General features: G+C 68.6%; 21 protein-coding genes. 16 read left to right on the top strand and 5 right to left on the bottom strand.

Annotation, left to right across the window (positions count from 1 at the left end):
* Positions 1-139: 139 nt before the first annotated feature.
* The 3 genes from MPE_RS11045 to MPE_RS11035 are packed head-to-tail and all read left to right on the top strand — an operon-like array spanning position 140 to position 2,549.
* Entirely contained in the window at positions 140-1,111 is a 972-nt protein-coding gene (locus MPE_RS11045) for an MBL fold metallo-hydrolase (protein WP_011829782.1), read from the top strand.
* A 24-nt stretch (positions 1,112-1,135) separates the two neighbouring features.
* Positions 1,136-1,987, top strand: coding sequence for a quinoprotein dehydrogenase-associated SoxYZ-like carrier (locus MPE_RS11040; protein ID WP_011829781.1), 852 nt, complete (start codon positions 1,136-1,138; stop codon positions 1,985-1,987).
* A 10-nt stretch (positions 1,988-1,997) separates the two neighbouring features.
* Complete coding sequence (locus MPE_RS11035; protein WP_011829780.1) at positions 1,998-2,549, top strand: thioredoxin domain-containing protein; 552 nt, start codon at positions 1,998-2,000, stop codon at positions 2,547-2,549.
* 10 nt (positions 2,550-2,559) lie between these two features.
* Here MPE_RS11035 and MPE_RS11030 read toward each other — a convergent pair whose 3' ends face one another.
* Complete coding sequence (locus MPE_RS11030) at positions 2,560-3,567, bottom strand: metal-dependent hydrolase (RefSeq protein ID WP_011829779.1); 1,008 nt, start codon at positions 3,565-3,567, stop codon at positions 2,560-2,562.
* Between the two features lie 146 nt (positions 3,568-3,713).
* On the opposite strand from MPE_RS11030, the gene MPE_RS11025 reads away from it, so the two are divergent.
* The 9 genes from MPE_RS11025 (at position 3,714) to MPE_RS10990 (ending at position 11,568) form a co-directional block, all read left to right on the top strand.
* A complete protein-coding gene (locus tag MPE_RS11025; RefSeq protein WP_011829778.1) occupies positions 3,714-5,567 on the top strand; it encodes an ABC transporter ATP-binding protein in 1,854 nt (617 codons plus the stop codon).
* A gap of 140 nt (positions 5,568-5,707) precedes the next feature.
* Positions 5,708-6,463 (top strand): hypothetical protein, encoded by a 756-nt coding sequence (locus tag MPE_RS11020; protein ID WP_148211046.1) that lies wholly within the window; start codon positions 5,708-5,710, stop codon positions 6,461-6,463.
* Positions 6,464-6,617: 154 nt separating this feature from the next.
* Entirely contained in the window at positions 6,618-7,574 is a 957-nt protein-coding gene (locus MPE_RS11015) for a diacylglycerol/lipid kinase family protein (protein WP_011829776.1), read from the top strand.
* Complete coding sequence (locus tag MPE_RS11010; RefSeq protein WP_011829775.1) at positions 7,571-8,395, top strand: metallophosphoesterase family protein; 825 nt, start codon at positions 7,571-7,573, stop codon at positions 8,393-8,395. Before MPE_RS11015 ends, MPE_RS11010 begins: the two co-directional genes overlap by 4 nt.
* On the top strand, positions 8,388-9,197 hold the full coding sequence (locus tag MPE_RS11005; protein ID WP_011829774.1) for a phosphatase PAP2 family protein: 810 nt from the start codon (positions 8,388-8,390) through the stop codon (positions 9,195-9,197). Before MPE_RS11010 ends, MPE_RS11005 begins: the two co-directional genes overlap by 8 nt.
* 33 nt (positions 9,198-9,230) lie before the next feature.
* Positions 9,231-9,449 (top strand): hypothetical protein, encoded by a 219-nt coding sequence (locus MPE_RS23990; RefSeq protein WP_129451615.1) that lies wholly within the window; start codon positions 9,231-9,233, stop codon positions 9,447-9,449.
* Positions 9,450-9,535: 86 nt separating this feature from the next.
* Positions 9,536-9,883, top strand: coding sequence for a hypothetical protein (locus MPE_RS11000; RefSeq protein WP_011829773.1), 348 nt, complete (start codon positions 9,536-9,538; stop codon positions 9,881-9,883).
* Positions 9,884-10,125: 242 nt separating this feature from the next.
* Positions 10,126-10,887, top strand: coding sequence for a DUF4397 domain-containing protein (locus MPE_RS10995; RefSeq protein ID WP_011829772.1), 762 nt, complete (start codon positions 10,126-10,128; stop codon positions 10,885-10,887).
* A gap of 126 nt (positions 10,888-11,013) precedes the next feature.
* Positions 11,014-11,568 (top strand): pyridoxamine 5'-phosphate oxidase family protein, encoded by a 555-nt coding sequence (locus tag MPE_RS10990; RefSeq protein ID WP_158304614.1) that lies wholly within the window; start codon positions 11,014-11,016, stop codon positions 11,566-11,568.
* On the opposite strand, the gene dbpA is transcribed toward MPE_RS10990, so the two are convergent.
* Positions 11,559-12,980: an ATP-dependent RNA helicase DbpA gene (gene dbpA, locus MPE_RS10985; protein WP_011829770.1), complete on the bottom strand. Its 1,422-nt coding sequence runs from the start codon at positions 12,978-12,980 to the stop codon at positions 11,559-11,561. The genes MPE_RS10990 and dbpA overlap by 10 nt on opposite strands.
* Positions 12,981-13,042: 62 nt before the next feature.
* Positions 13,043-13,423, bottom strand: coding sequence for a hypothetical protein (locus MPE_RS10980; RefSeq protein ID WP_049820804.1), 381 nt, complete (start codon positions 13,421-13,423; stop codon positions 13,043-13,045).
* A 272-nt stretch (positions 13,424-13,695) separates the two neighbouring features.
* Between MPE_RS10980 and MPE_RS10975 the strand changes: the two genes are divergently transcribed.
* Positions 13,696-14,196: a BON domain-containing protein gene (locus MPE_RS10975; protein ID WP_011829768.1), complete on the top strand. Its 501-nt coding sequence runs from the start codon at positions 13,696-13,698 to the stop codon at positions 14,194-14,196.
* 216 nt (positions 14,197-14,412) lie between these two features.
* Complete coding sequence (locus tag MPE_RS10970; protein WP_036232189.1) at positions 14,413-14,619, top strand: hypothetical protein; 207 nt, start codon at positions 14,413-14,415, stop codon at positions 14,617-14,619.
* Positions 14,620-14,646: 27 nt separating this feature from the next.
* On the opposite strand, the gene MPE_RS10965 is transcribed toward MPE_RS10970, so the two are convergent.
* On the bottom strand, positions 14,647-15,660 hold the full coding sequence (locus MPE_RS10965; protein ID WP_011829766.1) for an HpcH/HpaI aldolase/citrate lyase family protein: 1,014 nt from the start codon (positions 15,658-15,660) through the stop codon (positions 14,647-14,649).
* Between the two features lie 92 nt (positions 15,661-15,752).
* Positions 15,753-16,739: a malate dehydrogenase gene (locus tag MPE_RS10960; protein WP_011829765.1), complete on the bottom strand. Its 987-nt coding sequence runs from the start codon at positions 16,737-16,739 to the stop codon at positions 15,753-15,755.
* 200 nt (positions 16,740-16,939) lie between these two features.
* On the opposite strand from MPE_RS10960, the gene MPE_RS10955 reads away from it, so the two are divergent.
* Together MPE_RS10955 and sdhC are read left to right on the top strand one after the other, a co-directional pair.
* Positions 16,940-17,716, top strand: a complete 777-nt coding sequence (locus MPE_RS10955; protein WP_011829764.1) for a GntR family transcriptional regulator — start codon at positions 16,940-16,942, stop codon at positions 17,714-17,716.
* Positions 17,717-17,830: 114 nt separating this feature from the next.
* Positions 17,831-18,271 (top strand): succinate dehydrogenase, cytochrome b556 subunit, encoded by a 441-nt coding sequence (gene sdhC / locus MPE_RS10950; protein ID WP_011829763.1) that lies wholly within the window; start codon positions 17,831-17,833, stop codon positions 18,269-18,271.
* Positions 18,272-18,314 lie beyond the last annotated feature (43 nt).

The following is an 18,314-nucleotide window of genomic DNA, read 5'->3' as shown; positions in this document are numbered from 1 at the left end:
TCGGTCGTGAGTCGAGAAAGGCCGACCCCACGCGGCAGTCGGTGCGGTGGGCCCGCTACAGTGAGGTCGGGAGACAAGACGAGAGCGCAGCGGGCCGCCGGGCCGGAATCGCTCCAGCCCCGAGCCCTGGAAGAAGAAGGTGCAGTTCGCCATCAGAAGAAGGATCCTGCTGCCGCTCGTCGGCGCCCTCGGCCTGGCCGCGGCGAGCGGCTGTGCCACGCTTGCGGCCCCCGGCGCGGACCCGACGGCGCCGAGGGCCGTCGAAGTGGCGTCCGGCGTGTACATGGTGCAGGGAAGCTCCGGCGAGGTGGACCTGGCCAACCAGGGCCGGCTGGGCAACGCCGGCTTCATCGTCGGTGACGCCGGCGTCATCGCGATCGACAGCGGCACGTCCTACCGTCATGGCCAGGCGCTGCTGGCCGAGATCGCGAGGGTGACCGACAAGCCCGTGAAGCTGCTCCTGCTCACGCATGCGCGCCAGGAGTTCATCTTCGGCGCTGCGGCCTTCCGAGAGCGCGGCATTCCGGTGCAGATGCAGCGCAAGGCCTCGCGGCTGATGACGGCGCGCTGCGAGGGCTGCCTGAAGACGCTCAATCGCGTGCTCGGCGAGGAGGCGATGCGTGGCACCGTGATGTTCAAGCCGGACACCGAGTTCGATGCGCCCTACGAGTCCGGGTTGATCGGTCGGCCGGTCCGGGTGCTGTACTACGGCCATTCGAGCGGGCCGGGCGACATCGCGGTGCTGGACGGGCGCACGGGCGTGCTGTTCGCCGGCGGCCTGCTCGACCAGCGCCGCATCCCCGACGTGCAGGACGGAGAGATCGACGGCTGGCGGCAGGCCCTGCAGGCACTGCGGGGGCTGCCGATCCGCCAGGTGGTTCCAGGGCACGGTCCGGTCGCGTCGGCCGCGCTGATCGACGGCGTGGACCGCTACCTGACCCAACTCGAATCCCGGCTGATCGAGCTGACCCGGGCCGACGCGGCGCTGAGCGAGGTGCCGGATGCGGCGGGTTTGCCCGAGTTCAAGGACTGGGACCAGTATCAGACGATCCACCGGCGCAACGCATCGATCGTCTTCGTGCGTATGGAGCGCGATCTGTTGGTCAGGTAAGAGGCAGGCATCCGGAGGATCACGATGCTGGAAAGCAAGCGGTCGAGACCGTCGAGGGGCGTTGCGGGGTGGCTGGTGGCGCTGCTGTTCGCCGCCGCAGGGGCAATGGTGGGGCCGGTGCACGCGGCGCCGGGTGGCTTGCCGACCAACGTGGCGCACACCGACTCGTCGCCCGAGTGGGAGAACCTGCGGCAACGGCTGTTCGCGTCGCGTCGCATCGAAACTGACTCCGGCAAGGTGCAGCTGATCGTGCCGCTGCGGGCCGCCTACGGCGCCTCGGTGCCGGTGAAGATCGTCTCGAAGCTGCCGCAGACCGCCGAGCTCTATGTCCGCAAGATGTACGTGCTGGTGGACAAGAACCCCTCGCCCGTGGCGGCGGTGCTCGACCTCACGACCGAACTCGGCCAGGCCGACTTCGAGACCCGCTTGAGGGTCGACGAGTACAGCCATGTGCGGGTCATCAGCGAATTGTCAGACGGCTCGCTGCACATGGATTCCCGCTACGTGAAGACCTCCGGCGGCTGCTCGGCGCCGCCGAACCGCGACGCGCTGCATCTGGTCGGCAAGACGGTGTTCAAGCTGCCCGAGCCGGCCCGCATGAACGCCGTGACGGCGGCCGACGTGACGGTTCTGCACCCCAACGACACCGGCTTCGAGCTCAACAACCAGACAGTGATGTTCATACCGCCGCACTTCGTGCGCTCGATCAGGGTGAGCTACGACCAGCGAAAGCTGTTCGACGCCGAGCTCGATTTCTCGGTCAGCGAGAACCCGACCTTCCGCTTCAACTTCGTGCCGCACGCCCGGGGCGAGCTGTCGGCCGAGGTCGAGGATTCGAAGGACGGGCGGTTCTCGGGTCGCCTGGCCGTGCAGTGAGACGACCCGCATGACGCCCTGGCTGCACCGCTGGCGCTCTGGCGCGTGGGTGCTGATGCTGGCGCTGGGCTCGTCGTTGGCGTCGCTCAGTTCTGCGGCCGGCCTGCCGTCGGCCTATGGCGCGGTGGTGTTGCAGCCCGGTGGCGGGCCGGAGCGGACCGAGTTCGACCTGACTACCGTGCGCGACCGGGCGCGTCAGGAGAACAAGAGGCTCTATGTCTACCTCGGTGCCAGCGATTGTCGCTATTGCCGTCAATACGAGGCCTTCCTGGAAAAGAACGCGCGGGAGCTGGTGCCGCGCTTCGCGGCGAAGTACATCGTGGTCCACCTGCGGAGTTCGCTGTCGGTGCCGGCCAGCCGCCTGTACTTCCGCGTCGGAGGGAGTGTCTGGCCTTATGGCGAATTCCAGCGCTCCATCGGCGACGAGCGTTCGCGCTTGCTGGTCTACCCGACGGTCTGGCTGTTCGACGCCGACTTGAGGCCGCTGATGCAGATGCCTTCGGGGGCCGGAACCTTCCAGACCGTGCTGGAGCAGATCGAGGTGCTCGATCTGGTGCAATAGGTCGCGCTGGTCAGCGTGGCGATGGCAGCGGTTCGCCGAGCAGGCGGCGCCAGAGCCACGGGCCCGTGCGCTGCAAGTCCGGCCGCACGCCGACCGGCAGTGGCGGTCGCGCCTCGAACCGCCCGTCGCGTTGCTCGGCGACGACGAAGCTGAAGAAGTAGCTCGGTTCGAGCCCCATGCGCAGGTCGGTGATGCGCACCTGACCGTCGCGCTGCTCGAGCTTGAAGAAGCCGTGGCTGAACGCGGCGATGCGCTGTGCGGGGAGGTTGTCGGCGAGCCGGGGCAGGAGCCCGGTGTCGTGCGGAAAGCGCTCGAAGCTGATGTGGGGTGTGTCGTCCAGCAGCGAATAGAAGCCCTCGGCGTGGCCGTCCGGCGTGAGGACGAGCACGCGCCACAGCACGGTGTTGAACGGGGCCGGCGTCACCAGCAAGTCGCGCGCGGCCAGTCCCTGAGCCTGCAGCGAGGCCCGCGCGAGGCTCGTCACATGCTGCTGCGCGATCACGCTCCAGGCGAGGTAGCCGGTGCTCAGCAGCAGGCCCGCGGCGTTCCAGCGCAAGCCGCGGCCGGGCCACGCAACGAGCGCCAGGATCACACCCGCCAGCAGCGGCAGCGTGTAGAGCGGGTCGATGATGAAGATGCTGCCGACGGCGAACGGAAAGTCGCTGAACGGCCGGGCGAGTTGCGTGCCGTAGACCGTCATCAGGTCGAGCAGCGGGTGGGTGACGAGCGCGAGCCAGACGGTCACCCACCAGCGGCCGAAGTGCGCGCGGTCACGGTGCAGCCCGGCGATGGCTGCGGCGAGCAGCGGCGCCGCCAGCGTCAGGAAGAACAGCGCGTGGCTCTCGGCGCGGTGCAGCGTCATGTTGCTGATCGCGTCACCGTGGTCGATGAAGGCGTCGAGGTCGGGCAGGGTGCCGCACAGGCCGCCCCACAGCGCGGCCTTCCAGGCGGCGGTGCGTCGGCCCATGACGGCGATGCCGACGGCGGCGCCGAGTGCGAGCTGAGTCAGTGAATCCATCGGAGGCGGTGGGCGAAGCGGTGAGCCGTGCGGGCGAAGCGCGCATGCTAGGGCCTGTCGACGCTGGCATGGGGGCAGGGCCATTGCCATCGGCTAACCTCGCCGCCTGGCTCCGGTGCGGGCCCCATCCACCACGGAGACCCTGCGTGTTCGGCGCGTTCGAGAAGCTGCTCCATCCTTACCCAGACGCGGCGCCCACGCCGCCGCCCAAGGGGCTGCTGCCTTTCCTGTGGCACAGCACGCGCGGGCTGCGGCCCTGGCTGCTGGCGATGACCTTGTTGACCGCCGGCATCGGGGCGTTCGAGGCACTGCTGTTCAGCATGCTCGGCCGCATCGTCGACTGGTTGGCCGCGGTGGCGCCCGCGCGTCTGTGGGCCGAGCAGGGCGGCACACTGATGCTGCTGGCGGCGGTGCTGGTGGGCAGCACGCTGCTGATCGCGCTGCAGTCGCTGATCAAGCAGCAGGCGCTGGCCGGCAACTTCCCGATGCTGCTGCGCTGGAACTTCCACCGCCTGATGCTCGGCCAGAGCATGGGCTTCTACCAAGACGAGTTCGCCGGCCGGGTGGCCACCAAGGTGATGCAGACGGCGCTGGCGGTGCGCGACACCTGGATGATCCTGGCCGAGCTGCTGGTGTTCGTGGTGATCTACTTCGTCACGCTGCTGCTGGTGCTGGGCGGCTTCGATGCATGGCTGCTGCTGCCCTTCCTGGGCTGGGTGGCGCTCTACACGCTGGCCCTGCGGCATTTCGTGCCCCGGCTGGCGCGTGTGGCGCAGTCGCAGGCCGATGCGCGCTCGCTGATGACCGGGCGCATCACCGATGCCTACACGAACATCGCCACCGTCAAGCTGTTCTCGCATGCCGGGCGGGAGGCCGGCTATGCACGCGGCGCGATGCAGGAGTTCCTGCAGACCGTGCAGGCGCAGATGCGGCTGGTCACCGGCTTCGAGATCGTCAATCACGCGCTGAGCATGCTGCTGATCCTGAGCACGGCCGGTGCGACGCTGTGGCTGTGGACGCAAGGGCAGGTGGGGGTGGGCGCGCTGGCGGCGGCGACCGCGATGTCGCTGCGGCTCAACGGCATCTCGCACTGGGTGATGTGGGAGATGGCGGCGCTGTTCGAGCACATCGGCACGGTTCAGGACGGCATGAACACGTTGTCGCGACCCCATGCGGTGGTCGACCGGGCGGACGCACGGCCGCTGCAGGTAAGCCGCGGCGAGATCCGTTTCGAGGACGTGAGCTTCGGCTACGGCGGCGAGCGGATGGTGGTGGAGAACCTGTCGCTGGACATCCGGGCGGGCGAGAAGATCGGCCTGGTCGGCCGGTCCGGTGCCGGCAAGTCCACCCTCATCAACCTGCTGCTGCGCTTCTACGACATCGAACGAGGCCGCGTGCTGATCGACGGCCAGGACATCGCCGGGGTGACACAGAACAGCCTGCGCGAGCAGGTCGGCATGGTCACGCAGGACACCTCGCTGCTGCACCGCTCGGTGCGGGACAACATCCTCTACGGCCGGCCCGACGCGACCGATGCCGACATGGTGCTCGCCGCCCGACGGGCCGAGGCACACGAGTTCATCCAGGGCCTGACCGACCCGAAGCAGCGGACCGGGTACGACGCCCATGTGGGCGAACGCGGCGTCAAGCTCTCGGGCGGCCAGCGGCAGCGCATCGCGATCGCGCGCGTGATGCTGAAGGACGCACCGATCCTGCTGCTCGACGAGGCCACCAGCGCGCTCGACTCGGAGGTCGAGGCGGCCATCCAGGCCAGCCTGTACCGGCTGATGGAGGGCAAGACGGTTGTCGCCATCGCCCACCGGCTCAGCACGATCGCGGCGATGGACCGGCTGGTCGTGCTGGACCGCGGCCGCATCGTCGAGCAGGGCGACCACCGCAGCCTGCTCGCGCGGGGTGGGCTGTATGCGCGATTGTGGGCGCACCAGAGTGGGGGCTTCCTGGGCGAAGAGGCAGAGGACGCCGCAGAGGTGTTGGCGTGAGCCCGCCGGTGGGGCTGCCCCGGACCACAATTCCCCTCGATTGCGGGGTCCGCCGCAGCGACGACTTGTCGCCATCGTCGTTCATGATGTATTCATAGGCCACCGGCCAGCAGTTCAGGGAGAGAGTGATGCGGGAAGCGATGCGTGACTTTGCGGCGTCCACGTTGTGGCGCATCAGTGCGTTCGAGCGCGTGAGGGCGGAAACCGGCACCAGCGGCTTCATGCGTCTGGCGGGCGGGCCGACGCTGCTGCCCAGCACGCTGATGGCTGACCTGCGGCAGATCGAGGAGGACCTGCAGGAGGGCGACATCCTCGAGGTGATCGCTGCCTGCATACGGCACCGGGAGCCGGCATTGCTCTGCCTGCAGCACGAGCAACTGGTGTGGCCCATCACCGTGTTTCCCGACGAGCGCCTCTACCATTCGCCGCGCGACATGACCGGTGCGTCTGCAGAGGGTTTGGCCGAGTTGCGCGTGCTGACCGTCGAGCCGCCGGGCGTGAGGCCACCGGGCCACTGGATGCATGAACGGGTGGGCCAGGCGGATTGCTACCGTCCGCTGGCTCCGCTGCTCTGGACCATGGCTCTGAACGGTCCGCGACGCACCTTGCTCAGCGAAATCGGCGGCACGGCGGCCTACCGCGTGGTCGATCGCTCGGCGATCGAGAACCTGAATGCGCCTGGCGCCCTTGGCTCGGCCATCGAGCGACTGCGCAAGGAGTCGGTCTCGATGCGTGACGTGGCGCGCTTCCCTGGCATGAACGTCGAGCGGGCCGCGCGCCTGCTCAATGCGCTTTACCTGACCTCCAGCCTGATGGTCACCCGCACCAACCCGGCCGCCCGTTCGGAGCCGGGCCTGCTGCGCGGCCTGTTCGGTTCCGGCAAGGCCCGACGCTAGGGCCCGTGCGCCGGCGTCGGCGCGCCCGCCTCGTCGAGTGGATGTCCGGAGTAGGAGCGTAGGCAAGTTCCTACCGTGCGGTCGGTCCGCGGACTATGGCTTGCGGCCGGGGTGCATGGTCTGATGCGGTCTTCGTGCCGCACGCCCACCGACCATGCCTACCGACCCTCCCGAGCCCGACTCCAACGCGCCGATCTTCGTGGTGCTCAACGTCGGTTCCGGCAGCGACGACGCCAACGCCACGCGCGCGACGATCGAGCGTGTGCTGAGCGAGGCGGGACGGAAGCACGAACTGACGGTGGTCGACGAGCCGGCGCGGCTGCACGACATCGCGCGCAACGTAGTCGGTCGCGCGCGGGCGCGTGGCGGCATCGTGGTCGCCGCCGGTGGCGACGGCACGATCAACGCGGTGGCCCAGGCGGTTCTGGGCAGCGGCTGCGCGTTCGGGGTGCTGCCGCAGGGCACCTTCAACTACTTCAGTCGCACCCACGGGCTGCCGGCCACGACGGAAGAGGGCACCCGACTGCTGCTGACGGCTGAGGCGCAGCCGGTGCAGGTGGGGCTGGTCAACGACCGCGTGTTCCTCGTGAACGCCAGCCTCGGGCTCTACCCGAAGCTGCTCGAGGACCGCGAGGCCTACAAGCAGCAGTACGGACGCAGCCGCCTGGTGGCGCTGTGGTCGGGCGTCATGACGCTGCTGCGCGGGCACCGGCGGTTGCGCCTGCATCTCGAGCAGGACGGCGATCTGCAGGCCTGCGAGCTGCGAACGTCGACGCTGTTCATCGGCAACAACCGCCTGCAGCTCGAGCAGATCGGAATCCGCGAGGCGCCGCTGCTCGAACAGGGCCGGCTCGCGGCGATCGCGCTGCGGCCTGTGGGCCGGCTCGAGATGCTGTGGCTGCTGCTGCGGGGCGCGTTCGGTCAGCTCGGGGACGCCGACAAGGTGTCGAGCTTCCCGTTCGCGCGGATCACGGTGCAGCCGGCGCTGCGGGGCCGCGCGGGGCGGCGTATCAAGGTGGCGACCGACGGCGAGATCGCCTGGCTGGCCACGCCACTGGTGTTCCGAGTCGCTCCGCAGCCGCTGTGGTTGCTCAAGCCGGAGCCGCAATGACCCTGGCGATCCAGATCTCCGATCCGCACTTCGGTACCGAGCAGCCCGCGGTGGTCGAGGCGCTGCTGCAGCTGGTGCGCGAGCAGGCGCCCGACGTGGCCGTGCTGTCGGGCGACATCACCCAACGGGCCAGCCGCGCGCAATTCCGCGCGGCGCGGGCCTTCGTCGATCGCCTGGGTACCCCGGTCACGCTAGTGATCCCCGGCAACCACGACATCCCGCTGTTCAACCCGCTCGCCCGGCTGTTTGCGCCGTATGCCAACCACCGCCAGGCTTTCGGTGCCGAGCTCGAACCGATGGCCGCGTGGCCCGACCTGCTGCTGCTCACCGTCAACACCACCCGGCCCTGGCGCCACAAGGACGGCGAGGTGTCGGACGCGCAGGTGGCGCGCGTGGCGGCGCAGCTGCACGCCGCGCAACCGGGTCAGCTGCGGGTGGTGGTCGTGCACCAGCCGCTGGCGGTGACGCGCGAGGAGGACGAACCGAACCGGTTGCACCGCGGCACCGAGGCGGCGCGCGCCTGGTCTCAGGCCGGGGCGGACCTGGTGCTCGGCGGCCACATCCATCTGCCCTTCGTGCTGCCGCTGCACGAGCGCTTCGAGGCGCTGGCGCGACCACTGTGGGCGGTGCAGGCGGGCACCGCGGTGTCGCGGCGGGTGCGTGACGAGGCCGGCAACTCGGTCAACCTGGTCCGTTCGCGAGGCCGTGTGGGGCCGCGCCGCGAGGCGCTGGTCGAGCGCTGGGATTACCGCGCGGCGTCGCAGCGTTTCGAACCGGTGTCGATGCACCGCCTCGGCTTCGAGGTTGGCAGCGATGGATGAGGCCCGCGTTCTCGCGCTGGTCACCGCGGTGGGCGAGCGGGCCGTACCCAGCTTCGTGTTTGCGCTGGCTTGCCTGCTGTTGTTCGTCGCCTCGGCCTGGTGGCTGACACGACGCCATGTGCTGCCGCGGCTGGAGAGCCCGTTGCCGCCGAGCGGCTTCCTGGCGCTGAACCTCGGCCTGGGCTTCGTGATCGTCGTGGTGTCCGCCGCCATCTTCGCCGGCACGGCTGACGAGATCGGCATCGACGAGGAATTGGGGATGCTCGACACGGCCTTTTCCGACACGCTGCGGGACAGCGTCTCGCTCGCGACCCTGCGGGTCTTCTCGCTTCTGACCCGCTTCGGCGACACGGCGACGCTCTCCGTGCTTTGCACCGTGGTGGCGGTGTGGCTGTGGGTCGTCCGCAAACGCTGGCTGGCGCTGGCCTGGGTGATCGCGATCGCCGGCAACGGCGTCCTGAACACCACCCTGAAGGGCATCTTCGAGCGCGTGCGGCCACTGCACGAACACGGCCTGGTGCACGAACTGGGGTGGAGCTTCCCCAGTGGCCACAGCTCCGGTGCGGTAGTCGCTTACGGCATGCTCGCCTACATCGCGATGCGGCGCCTGCCGCCGGCGTGGCATCTGCCGGCGCTGCTTCTGGCCACCGCGATCGCCTTCACGACCGGATGCAGCCGCATCTTCCTGCAGGTGCATTTCGCCAGCGACGTGCTGGCCGGCTTCGCTTCCGGCCTGGCCTGGCTGACCGTCTGCGTCGTCAGCACCGAGCTGACGCGTCGCTATCGCCGTGCGCCGGGCTGAGCGCAAGGCGTCCCCTCGAGCAAGGAGAGTCCCATGAGCACACGCGCCGCATCCTCCTCCCGATCCCGGCCGCCCGCGCCGAAGCCGAGCCCGCGTCCATCACTGCCACACGAACGCGACGAATCCAGCGACATGACCGGTGGCGAGCCCAGCGAGAGCATGCGGCAGGCCCATCGCGATCTGGCTCGCGGTTTGAAGGACACCGATCGCGGACCGGAAGCGGACCGCGCCTACCGCAAGCTGAAGCGTTGATCCGCTGCGTCCGCTTGAGTGCGCGGCGCGTGTCATCATTTGCAGCGGTCGACATCAAGGCCGGTCATCCATACAGGAGCAGCAACGTGAGACGTCAGCGACTCACCGCAGGTTGGGCCATCGTGCTGGCGCTGTGCGGCACCGTGCTGCCCGGCACGGCGGGCGCGGAGGAAGACGCGAGGGCCTACGTGGCCTTCGTCGAAGACTTCACCGCGCAGTGTGTCTCTCGAAACGGCGTGCAGATTCTCGTCAGGAACACGCACCCCACGCGCCGGCTGCGCGTGTGGCTGGATCGCTACCACATGGGCACCGGGACCGGCGACCGCTCGCGCAGCGATCTCGCACCCGCTGGCGAGCCCGAGGCCCTGGGGTGTTCGCGCAGCAGCACGGGACCGCAGGAGTGGCGTGTCGTGCGCAGTGTGTTCCTCGACTGAGGGCGCGGCGTCCACCGCCTGACCGCGAGCGTTGCGTCGGCCGAGCGGTCCGGCGGAGCATGTCAAAAGACAAAGCGCGTTGTCCGACACTCTCTTGCGGGGCGCCCTACGTGCAGGCGCCGCATCGGCCGACAGAAGCCCGCAGGCTTCGCTCCTACCTTTCAAGGGTTCGCAAGACGGACTCGCCTCACCGGCCGCCAGGCCCAGGCGATCACTCAGCAACCCTTCGAGAGGCAAGACCGATGAAGCATTCCATGAAGTTCCTGCTGGCGCTCGCGCCCATCGCCCTGCTCGCCGCTTGTGGTGGCGGCGACGACGACCTCGACGACCGGCTCGACATCGCCGACCCGAAGGTCCGGTTCGTCCATGCCATTCCGGCCGGCCCGGACGTCACGCTGTTCCGCGGCGCCAACGCGCAGTCCGACGCGACCGATGTGCCCTACCTGTTCGCATCGAAGTACTTCGACGTCGATTCCGGCGACGCGACCTGGTCGGTGAAGACATCGACCGGTTCGCTCGATGTCGGTGCGGTCACCTTCGATGCCAAGCGCGGCAACAAGTACAGCCTGCTCGCGGTGCCGAGTTCTTCGGTGACCGAGATGGTGCTGATCGACGACCCGTACAACAAGGGCCTGACCGCGGACAATGCCCGCGTGCGCGTGTTCAATGCCTCGTTCAACGCCGGCAGCATCGATGTCTATCTCAATGCACCCGGCACCGATCTGGCCGGCGTGTCGCCCACCTTCCCAGCGGTGGCCTACAAGGCAGCGAGTCCGGCCTCGGGCTCCGACTCTGTCGATCTGCCCGGCGGTACCTACCAGATGCGCATCACCAACGCCGGCACGAAGAACGTGATCTTCAATGCACCGGTGACGTTGAACGTCAACGCCGACTGGTTGGTGCTCAGCCTGCCGGCCAGCGCGACACCCGACGACGTGAAGGCCCTCGTGGTGCAGTCGGACGACGACACGCCGGCAGCGACCGAACTGACGACGACGCCCTGACGTGACGCGGCCCCTGCCGTCGGCCGCCGCTGTAGGACGCGGCCGACGCGCAGGAGCGGCCCTCGCCGATAGTTCGCGCCCCGGCCCGGGGCGACCATGAATGCACCCCAACGCAAGGAGTGGTCCATGAACATCGAAACACAAGAAGCGGCCGACCTGAACCAATTGGCGAGCCTGATCGACGGCATGTCGATCGCGATGCTCAGCGGCGTCGAACGCGACGGTTCGCTGGTGAGCCGGCCGATGACGCCGCTGGAGATGGACGGCGACGGCGCGCTGTGGTTCTTCACCGATGTGCGTTCGGAGAAGACGGAGCGGCTGATCCCTCTGAACCTCAGCTTCTCCAACGAAGCGAACTCGATCTACGTGTCCATCTCCGGTCACGGCGAGGTAGTTCGCGACCGGGAGCACGTGAAGCGACTGTGGACGCCCTATGCGAAGCCCTGGTTCCTCGAGGGTCCCGAATCACCCTACCTGGTGCTGTTGAAGTTCGTCCCGCACTCGGCCGATTACTGGGACGCACCGCACAGCAAGATGATGCGCCTGGTCGCGATGAACCCGCCGACGTCGGCCGCCGAGCGGTCCGATCCCGAATCGAATGCGTTGCGTCCCGTGCCCAGGCCGACCCGTCGCTTTGAAGACGCGGTCCGCACGCCGTCCGCCCGCCGGGCTCATGCCTGAAGGCTGCGTGCCTTGATCTTCTTGCCCTTGACCCGGCCGCCGTCGAGCTTGCGCAGCGCCTCCTTGGCGATGCTGCGCTCGACGGCCACGTAGGTCGAGAATTCGGTGACGTTGATCTTGCCGATCTGGGCGGCGGCCAGACCGGCGTCGCCGGTCAGCGCGCCCAGCACGTCGCCGGGACGGATCTTCTCCTTGCGGCCGCCCAGAATCTGCAGCGTGACCATCGGAGGCACCAGGGGCCCGGCGCCGGACGGCGTGAGTTCGCTCAGCGGGTGCCATTCCGATTCCCGGTCCTGCAACTGATCGATCTTCGCCACGCTGGGCATTTCGTCGAGCGTCGCCAGGCTGAGCGCCCACCCGGCCTGATCGGCGCGGCCGGTACGGCCGATGCGGTGGATGTGCACTTCCGGGTCGGGCGAGATGTCGACGTTGACGACCGCTTCGAGTTGCTCGACATCGAGGCCGCGCGCGGCGACGTCGGTGGCCACCAGCACCGAACAGCTGCGGTTCGCGAACTGCATCAGCACCTGGTCCCGTTCGCGCTGCTCCAGATCGCCGTGCAGCGCCAGCGCCTGCACGCCTTGCGCGCTCAGCACGGCCACCAGGTCGCGACACTGCTGTTTGGTGTTGCAGAACGCCAGCGTGCTGGCGGGGCGGAAGTGGTCGAGCAGCAGTCCGACCGCGTGCAGGCGCTGCTCTTCCGTCACCTCGTAGAAGCGCTGGCGGATCTTGCCTGCGTCCTGCTGCGATTCGAGCCGGACATGCTCGGGCTGGCGCAGGAACTGCGCGCTCAGCCGGGCGATGCCGTCCGGGTAGGTGGCCGAGAACAGCAGTGTCTGGCGCTGCGGTGGGCAATGGCGGGCGACGGCAGCGATGTCGTCGAAGAAGCCCATGTCGAGCATGCGGTCGGCTTCGTCGAGCACCAGTGTGTTCAGCGAGGCGAGCGCGAGGCTGCCGCGCTCCAGGTGGTCGATGATGCGACCTGGCGTGCCGACGACGATGTGCGCGCCGTGCTGCAGGCTGGCCAGTTGCGGGCGCATCGTGGCGCCGCCGCACAGCGTGAGGATCTTGGTGTTCTCTTGACTGCGAGCCAGGCGGCGCAGTTCCTGCGTCACCTGGTCGGCGAGTTCGCGCGTCGGGCACAGCACCAGGCTCTGCACGTCGAGGCGGCGCGGATCGAGCCGCGCCAGAAGGGCCAGGGCGAAGGCAGCCGTCTTGCCGCTCCCGGTCTTGGCCTGGGCGATCAGGTCGCGGCCCGCCAGTGCGATCGGCAGTGTGGCGGCCTGGACCGGCGTCATGCTGTGGTAGCCGAGCTGCTCCAGATTGGCCAGCACGGCGGGCGCCAGCGGCAGCTGGCTGAAGGGCAGGGGAGGTGCGCCGGACGGGGCGTCTTTCGAGAGGGGCAGAGACATGCCCGATTGTCGGGCCTGCGCCCCGTGTCCCCGCCCGCAGGGGCCCGGTCCTGCTTTTCTTCCTAGTAGCAGTCCGGTTCGGGCTTCTTCAGGCGGCAGCTCCAGCGAAAGCCGTCGACCCCCTGCTTGGCCGAACGTCTCAGGATGGCGGTGGGCTCGTTTGCGATCGCATCCGGCAGCGGCACCGCCAGAGGCGCGCCGGTGGTGTTGGTGTAGAAGTTGAGAAAGCAGGTTTCGGCACCGGCACACAGGCTGTCGATCTGCGGCTGATAGGCCTCCCGCTGGCCGGCCAGGTCGGCCGGCACGATCACCGAGCGGATGATCCCCTGCCGGCCGGCCACCGGCCACGCCTCGGTTGCGGCAGCGGCGCTGCCCACCCAGCCCGCCGCGCACGCGGCGAGCAGCAGCCGGATCGATCGGTCGCGCTCTTGCGTCTTGCCCACCAGCTTCTCCTCGGCCGGGAAGAGGTTCTGCGTCGCGCCCCCGGCAGGGCGGCCGCCGGCGATGCTAGCGCGGCGCCCTGCCGCCGTGGCGGGATGCCGCGGCGGGGGCGTGGGAATCGTCCGACAACACTGCGCGGTGAGCGCCGATGGTGAGGGGCCCCCGCCGTTCCTAAGCTGTCTACATCGCAACGACGCGAGTCGGTGTCTTCGGCCCCTCGCGATGTCCGGGCCCTGCTGCAGGCAATGCCCTCCCGCTTTTCAAGGAGATAGAGATGAAGATGAGTTCACGCACCCTCACCACGATGTCTGCTTCCACCGTGCTGCTGGCCGCCCTGGCGCTGGCCGGATGCAATCGCAACACCGAACAGGCCCAGGCGCCGGCCGACAGCGGCGCGGGCGTGGCCCAGTCCGAGCAGCGCATGGAGCAGAAGGTCGATCAGGCGCAGGCCAGCGCCGAGCGCGGCATGGACAACGCTGCCAACGCCGTGAAGGGCGCCGCCCAGGACGCCACCCAGGCGACCAAGAACGCGGCGGCCGAGGTCGGCGACAAGGTCGGCGACGCCATGATCACCACGACGGTCAATGCCGAACTGGCGAAGGATCCGAAGCTGAGCGCGCTGAAGATCGATGTCGACACCGCCGACGGCAAGGTGGCGTTGCGCGGCACGGCGCCGGACAGCGCCTCGCGCGAACGTGCGACCCAGCTCGCGATGGCGGTCAAGGGCGTGGTGAGCGTCGACAACCAGCTCACCATCGAACCGGCCAAGAGCTGATCCCCGAACGACCCGGCAGCCGCCGGGCACGACGGTGTCGCGGGCGTCCACTCGACAGGGTGGGCGCCCGCGGCTGCGTTACGTTCTGGAGAGGGTCAACGTTGTTCCTGCGAGCGCGTTGAGGAGACACGAAGCCCTGCGTCCGCAAGGCCGGTCGGCTCCACGCGGTGGAGGGTCCGGGAGATGCGGGGCGTCGAAGCCGCAGGAGGCCGACGCATGAGCTCCCTCTCCGTCACCCGCTACGAGATCCGCTTCCAGTCGCTGTTCAGGGAAGGCCGGGCGCTGAGCTTTCCCTGCGACGCGCAGGGCCACGTGCAGCTCGACGCGCTGAGCGAGCAGGCTCGTCACAACTACCTCTATGCGCGCGCCGTGGTCGGCCGCGAGTACGCCACGCCGATGGTGCTGGCGCTCTGCGCGCACTGAGTGCCGCGCCGTGTGGCCGCGGGTGGCTCAGGCCGCGGCGGTGGCGAAGAAGGCCGAGCGCGCCGTGTCGGGCAGCGAGCGCCCGGTGCGGGCGGCACGCTCCAGCACGTGCCAGTGGTAGCGATAGCTCGCACGGTCCTGCAGCAGGCCGCGGTGCGCGATCGGGGCCCAATCGGCGGCCTGGGCGGCCAGCAGGATGTCGAGAGCCGCCTCGATCTCGGCCGGCACCGGGGCGAAGGCCTCGACGATGGGTCGGATCTGGTTGGGGTGGATGCTCCACATGCGCGCGTAGCCCAGCTCGCGCGACGCACGCGTGGCAGCCTGCGCGATGGCCTGCGTGTCGCTGTACTCGGTGACCACGCAGTGCGAGGGCAGCTTGCCGGCCGCGTGGCAGGCAGCCGAGATCTCCAGCTTGGCACGCAGCACCAGCGGATGGCTGAACTGCCCCGCCAGGCTCATGCCGAAGGCAGGGATCGCGCCGTGGTGCGCCGAGACGAAGTCCATCAACCCGAAGGACAGGGATTCGATCGCCGGCAGTGCCGCGATCGCCTGCACGTCGCGCAGCGCGCCGTGCGTTTCGACCAGCGCATGCACCGGGACCGCGCGCGCCAGGCCCTGCTCGCGGCGGGTCGCTTCGATGGCGGCGATGGCGTCGCGCAGCTCTTCCACGCCCTGCGCCTTCGGGATCATGAGGTAGGCCAGCCGCTCGCCGGCGCCGGCCAGCAGGCTGCGCACGTCATCCGCGAAACTCGGGTGAGGGTAGGGGTGGACACGCACCCCGACGCGGCCGTGGCGGTTGGCGGCGCTCGACACCAACTCCGCGGCGAGCCGTGCGTGCTCTGGTTCGCCGCCGACCGGGGCGCCGTCCTCGAGGTCGAGCGTCACGTCGAACAGCGCGGTGTCGGCCATGTCAGCCTGCAGCGCCAGGGCCTTGCGCATGCGCGGCTCGACGCCGGCGTAGTGGTCGCAGACCGGCAGATCCGGCCGGTGTTCGTGGGCGCCGAACAGCGCCTGCAGCGGGTGGATGCGGGGGCGGCTCATCGCGAGGGCTCCATGCGGGAACAGCGAGGCGGAATGAAAAAGGCCGACCCGAGCAACGGGATCGGCCTCTCGGGGCGGCGCTGCGGGCCGGATCAGATCAGGTGCTTGACGCCGTCCTGTTCTCCCTGCAGTTCGGCCAGGGTCTTGTTGATGCATTCCTGCGAGAACGCGTCGATCGCGAGGCCGTCGACGATCTTGTACTCGCCGTTGGCGCAGGTGACCGGGAAGCCGAACATCACGTCCTTCGGGATACCGTATTCGCCGTTCGACGGGACGCCCATCGTGACCCAGGCGCCATTGGTGCCCAGGGCCCAGTCGCGCATGTGGTCGATTGCCGCATTGGCTGCCGACGCCGCCGACGACAGGCCACGGGCCTCGATGATCGCCGCGCCGCGCTTGCCGACCGTCGGCAGGAACACGTCCTTGTTCCAGACCTGGTCGTTGATCATGTCCTTCACCGAGGCGCCATCGATGGTGGCGAAGCGGTAGTCGGCATACATCGTGGGCGAATGGTTGCCCCACACGGCCAGCTGCTTGATCGACGACACCGGCTTGCCGGTCTTGGCGGCAATCTGCGAGGCGGCGCGGTTGTGGTCAAGGCGCAGCATCGCGGTGAAGTTCTTGCGCGGCAGGTCGGGTGCGGCCTTCATCGCGATGTAGGCGTTGGTGTTGGCCGGGTTACCGACCACCAGCACCTTGACGTTGCGTGAGGCCACGGCGTTCAGCGCCTTGCCCTGCGCGGTAAAAATGGCGCCGTTGATCGACAGCAGCTCGGCACGCTCCATGCCCGGGCCGCGCGGACGCGAGCCGACGAGCAGCGCGTAGTCGGCATCCTTGAAGGCGGTCATGGGGTCGCCGTGGGCCTCCATGCCGGCCAGCAGCGGGAAGGCGCAGTCTTCCAGTTCCATCATCACGCCCTTCAGCGCCTTCTGGGCCTTCTCGTCCGGGATCTCGAGCAACTGCAGGATCACGGGCTGGTCCTTGCCCAGCATCTCGCCGGAGGCGATGCGGAACAGCAGGGCGTAGCCGATCTGGCCAGCAGCACCGGTGACGGCCACGCGGACGGGTTTCTTGCTCATGTCGAAGCTCCGGAGGTAGGGTCGTGAGATGGGGGGCCGGGTTGCGTACGTCAAAGACGTGACGAAGACCGGCACACGACTGCGAGTGTAGAAGCAATCGATGCTGCTGCCGCAGGATTCGCCGAATCTTATGTCTTATATAAGACATCTTTCATCGGTTTTGTGGACGATCCGGGGCGCGCTGTGATGCAATCCGCCGCATGGCCAACGCGCTGCCTCCCCCCCTGTCTGCGGAAGACACGTCGCTCGAGGTGTCGGGGCCGGCCTTCAGTCCGCTGTATCAGCAGATCAAGGCGCTGATCACGCGCAGCCTGCAGGGCGGCGAGTGGCGCCCCGGCGAGGCTATTCCGAGCGAGATCGAACTTGCGGCACGCTACAAGGTCAGCCAGGGGACGGTGCGCAAGGCGATCGATGAACTCGCCACCGAGAACCTGGTTGTTCGCCGCCAGGGCAAGGGGACCTTCGTCGCGACCCACGCGGAGCAGCAGGTGCAGTACCGCTTCCTGCGTCTGGTTCCCGATGCAGAGGGCAAGGTCGGCGCCGTGGAGCGCCGCTTCCTCGATTGTCGGCGCGTCCGGGCGCCGGCCGAGGTCGCGCGTGCGCTGGAGTTGAAGGCTGGCGAGACGGTGATCCAGGTCAGGCGCCTGCTGTCGTTCGGCGGCCGCCCGGTGGTGCTGGACGACATTTGGCTCAACGGCGCGCTGTTCAGGGGGCTCACGGCCGAACGGCTGGCCGATTCGCGCGGCGCGTTGTACGCCACCTTCGAAGCGGAATTCGGTGTTCGGATGATCCGTGCCGAAGAAAAGCTGAGGGCGGTGGCCGCGATGGCCGTCGAGGCCGAGTTGCTGCAGGTGGCGCTCGGCGCACCTCTGCTGAGCGTGGAGCGGCGCACGCTGACCTACGGGGACCGGCCGGTGGAACTGCGCCGCGGGCTGTACGACACGACGCTCCATCACTACAGGAACGAGTTGAGCTGAACCGGAACGGAACAGAATCGCGCGTCGGATGTTCGCCGGCGAGCATCCGTCTGCTGCGATGCAACAATGCAATAAACTCGCCGAGTTTCACAGACCAGAACAAGGTAAATGGGTATGGCAGAGACCACCGTGAAAGCAGGCCGGCCGCGTCCGGTCCACCGCAACATCCACGTCAGCCAGATCATCGGCTACCGGCTGCCCCCTGCCGGCATCGTGTCGATCCTGCACCGCATCAGCGGCGCGATCATGTTCCTGCTGTTGCCCTTCATCGTCTGGCTGTTCGACACCAGCCTGAGCTCCGAAATCTCCTACGAGACCTTCACCAGTGCCTTCGTCGCCGGGATCGGCTTCGTGCCGGGCTGGTTCGTCAAGCTGGTGGCGCTGGCCCTGATCTGGGCCTACCTGCTGCACTTCATCGCCGGCGTGCGCCATCTGTGGATGGACGTGACGCATGCCGTCAGCAAGGAGGCGGGGCACCGCTCGGCCCTGATCACCCTGGGCCTGAGCACGCTGCTGACGCTGGCGCTGATGGGTAAGCTGTTCGGCTGGTACTGACAAGAGAAGAACGAGAAATCTGAGGCAACGCGGATCGATCAAC

This window comes from Methylibium petroleiphilum PM1 (assembly GCF_000015725.1).
In the GTDB taxonomy this organism is placed as follows: Bacteria; Pseudomonadota; Gammaproteobacteria; order Burkholderiales; family Burkholderiaceae_C; genus Methylibium; species Methylibium petroleiphilum.
Note: the sequence above shows the minus strand (reverse complement) of the source record. Positions and strands in the feature narration are given on the sequence as shown.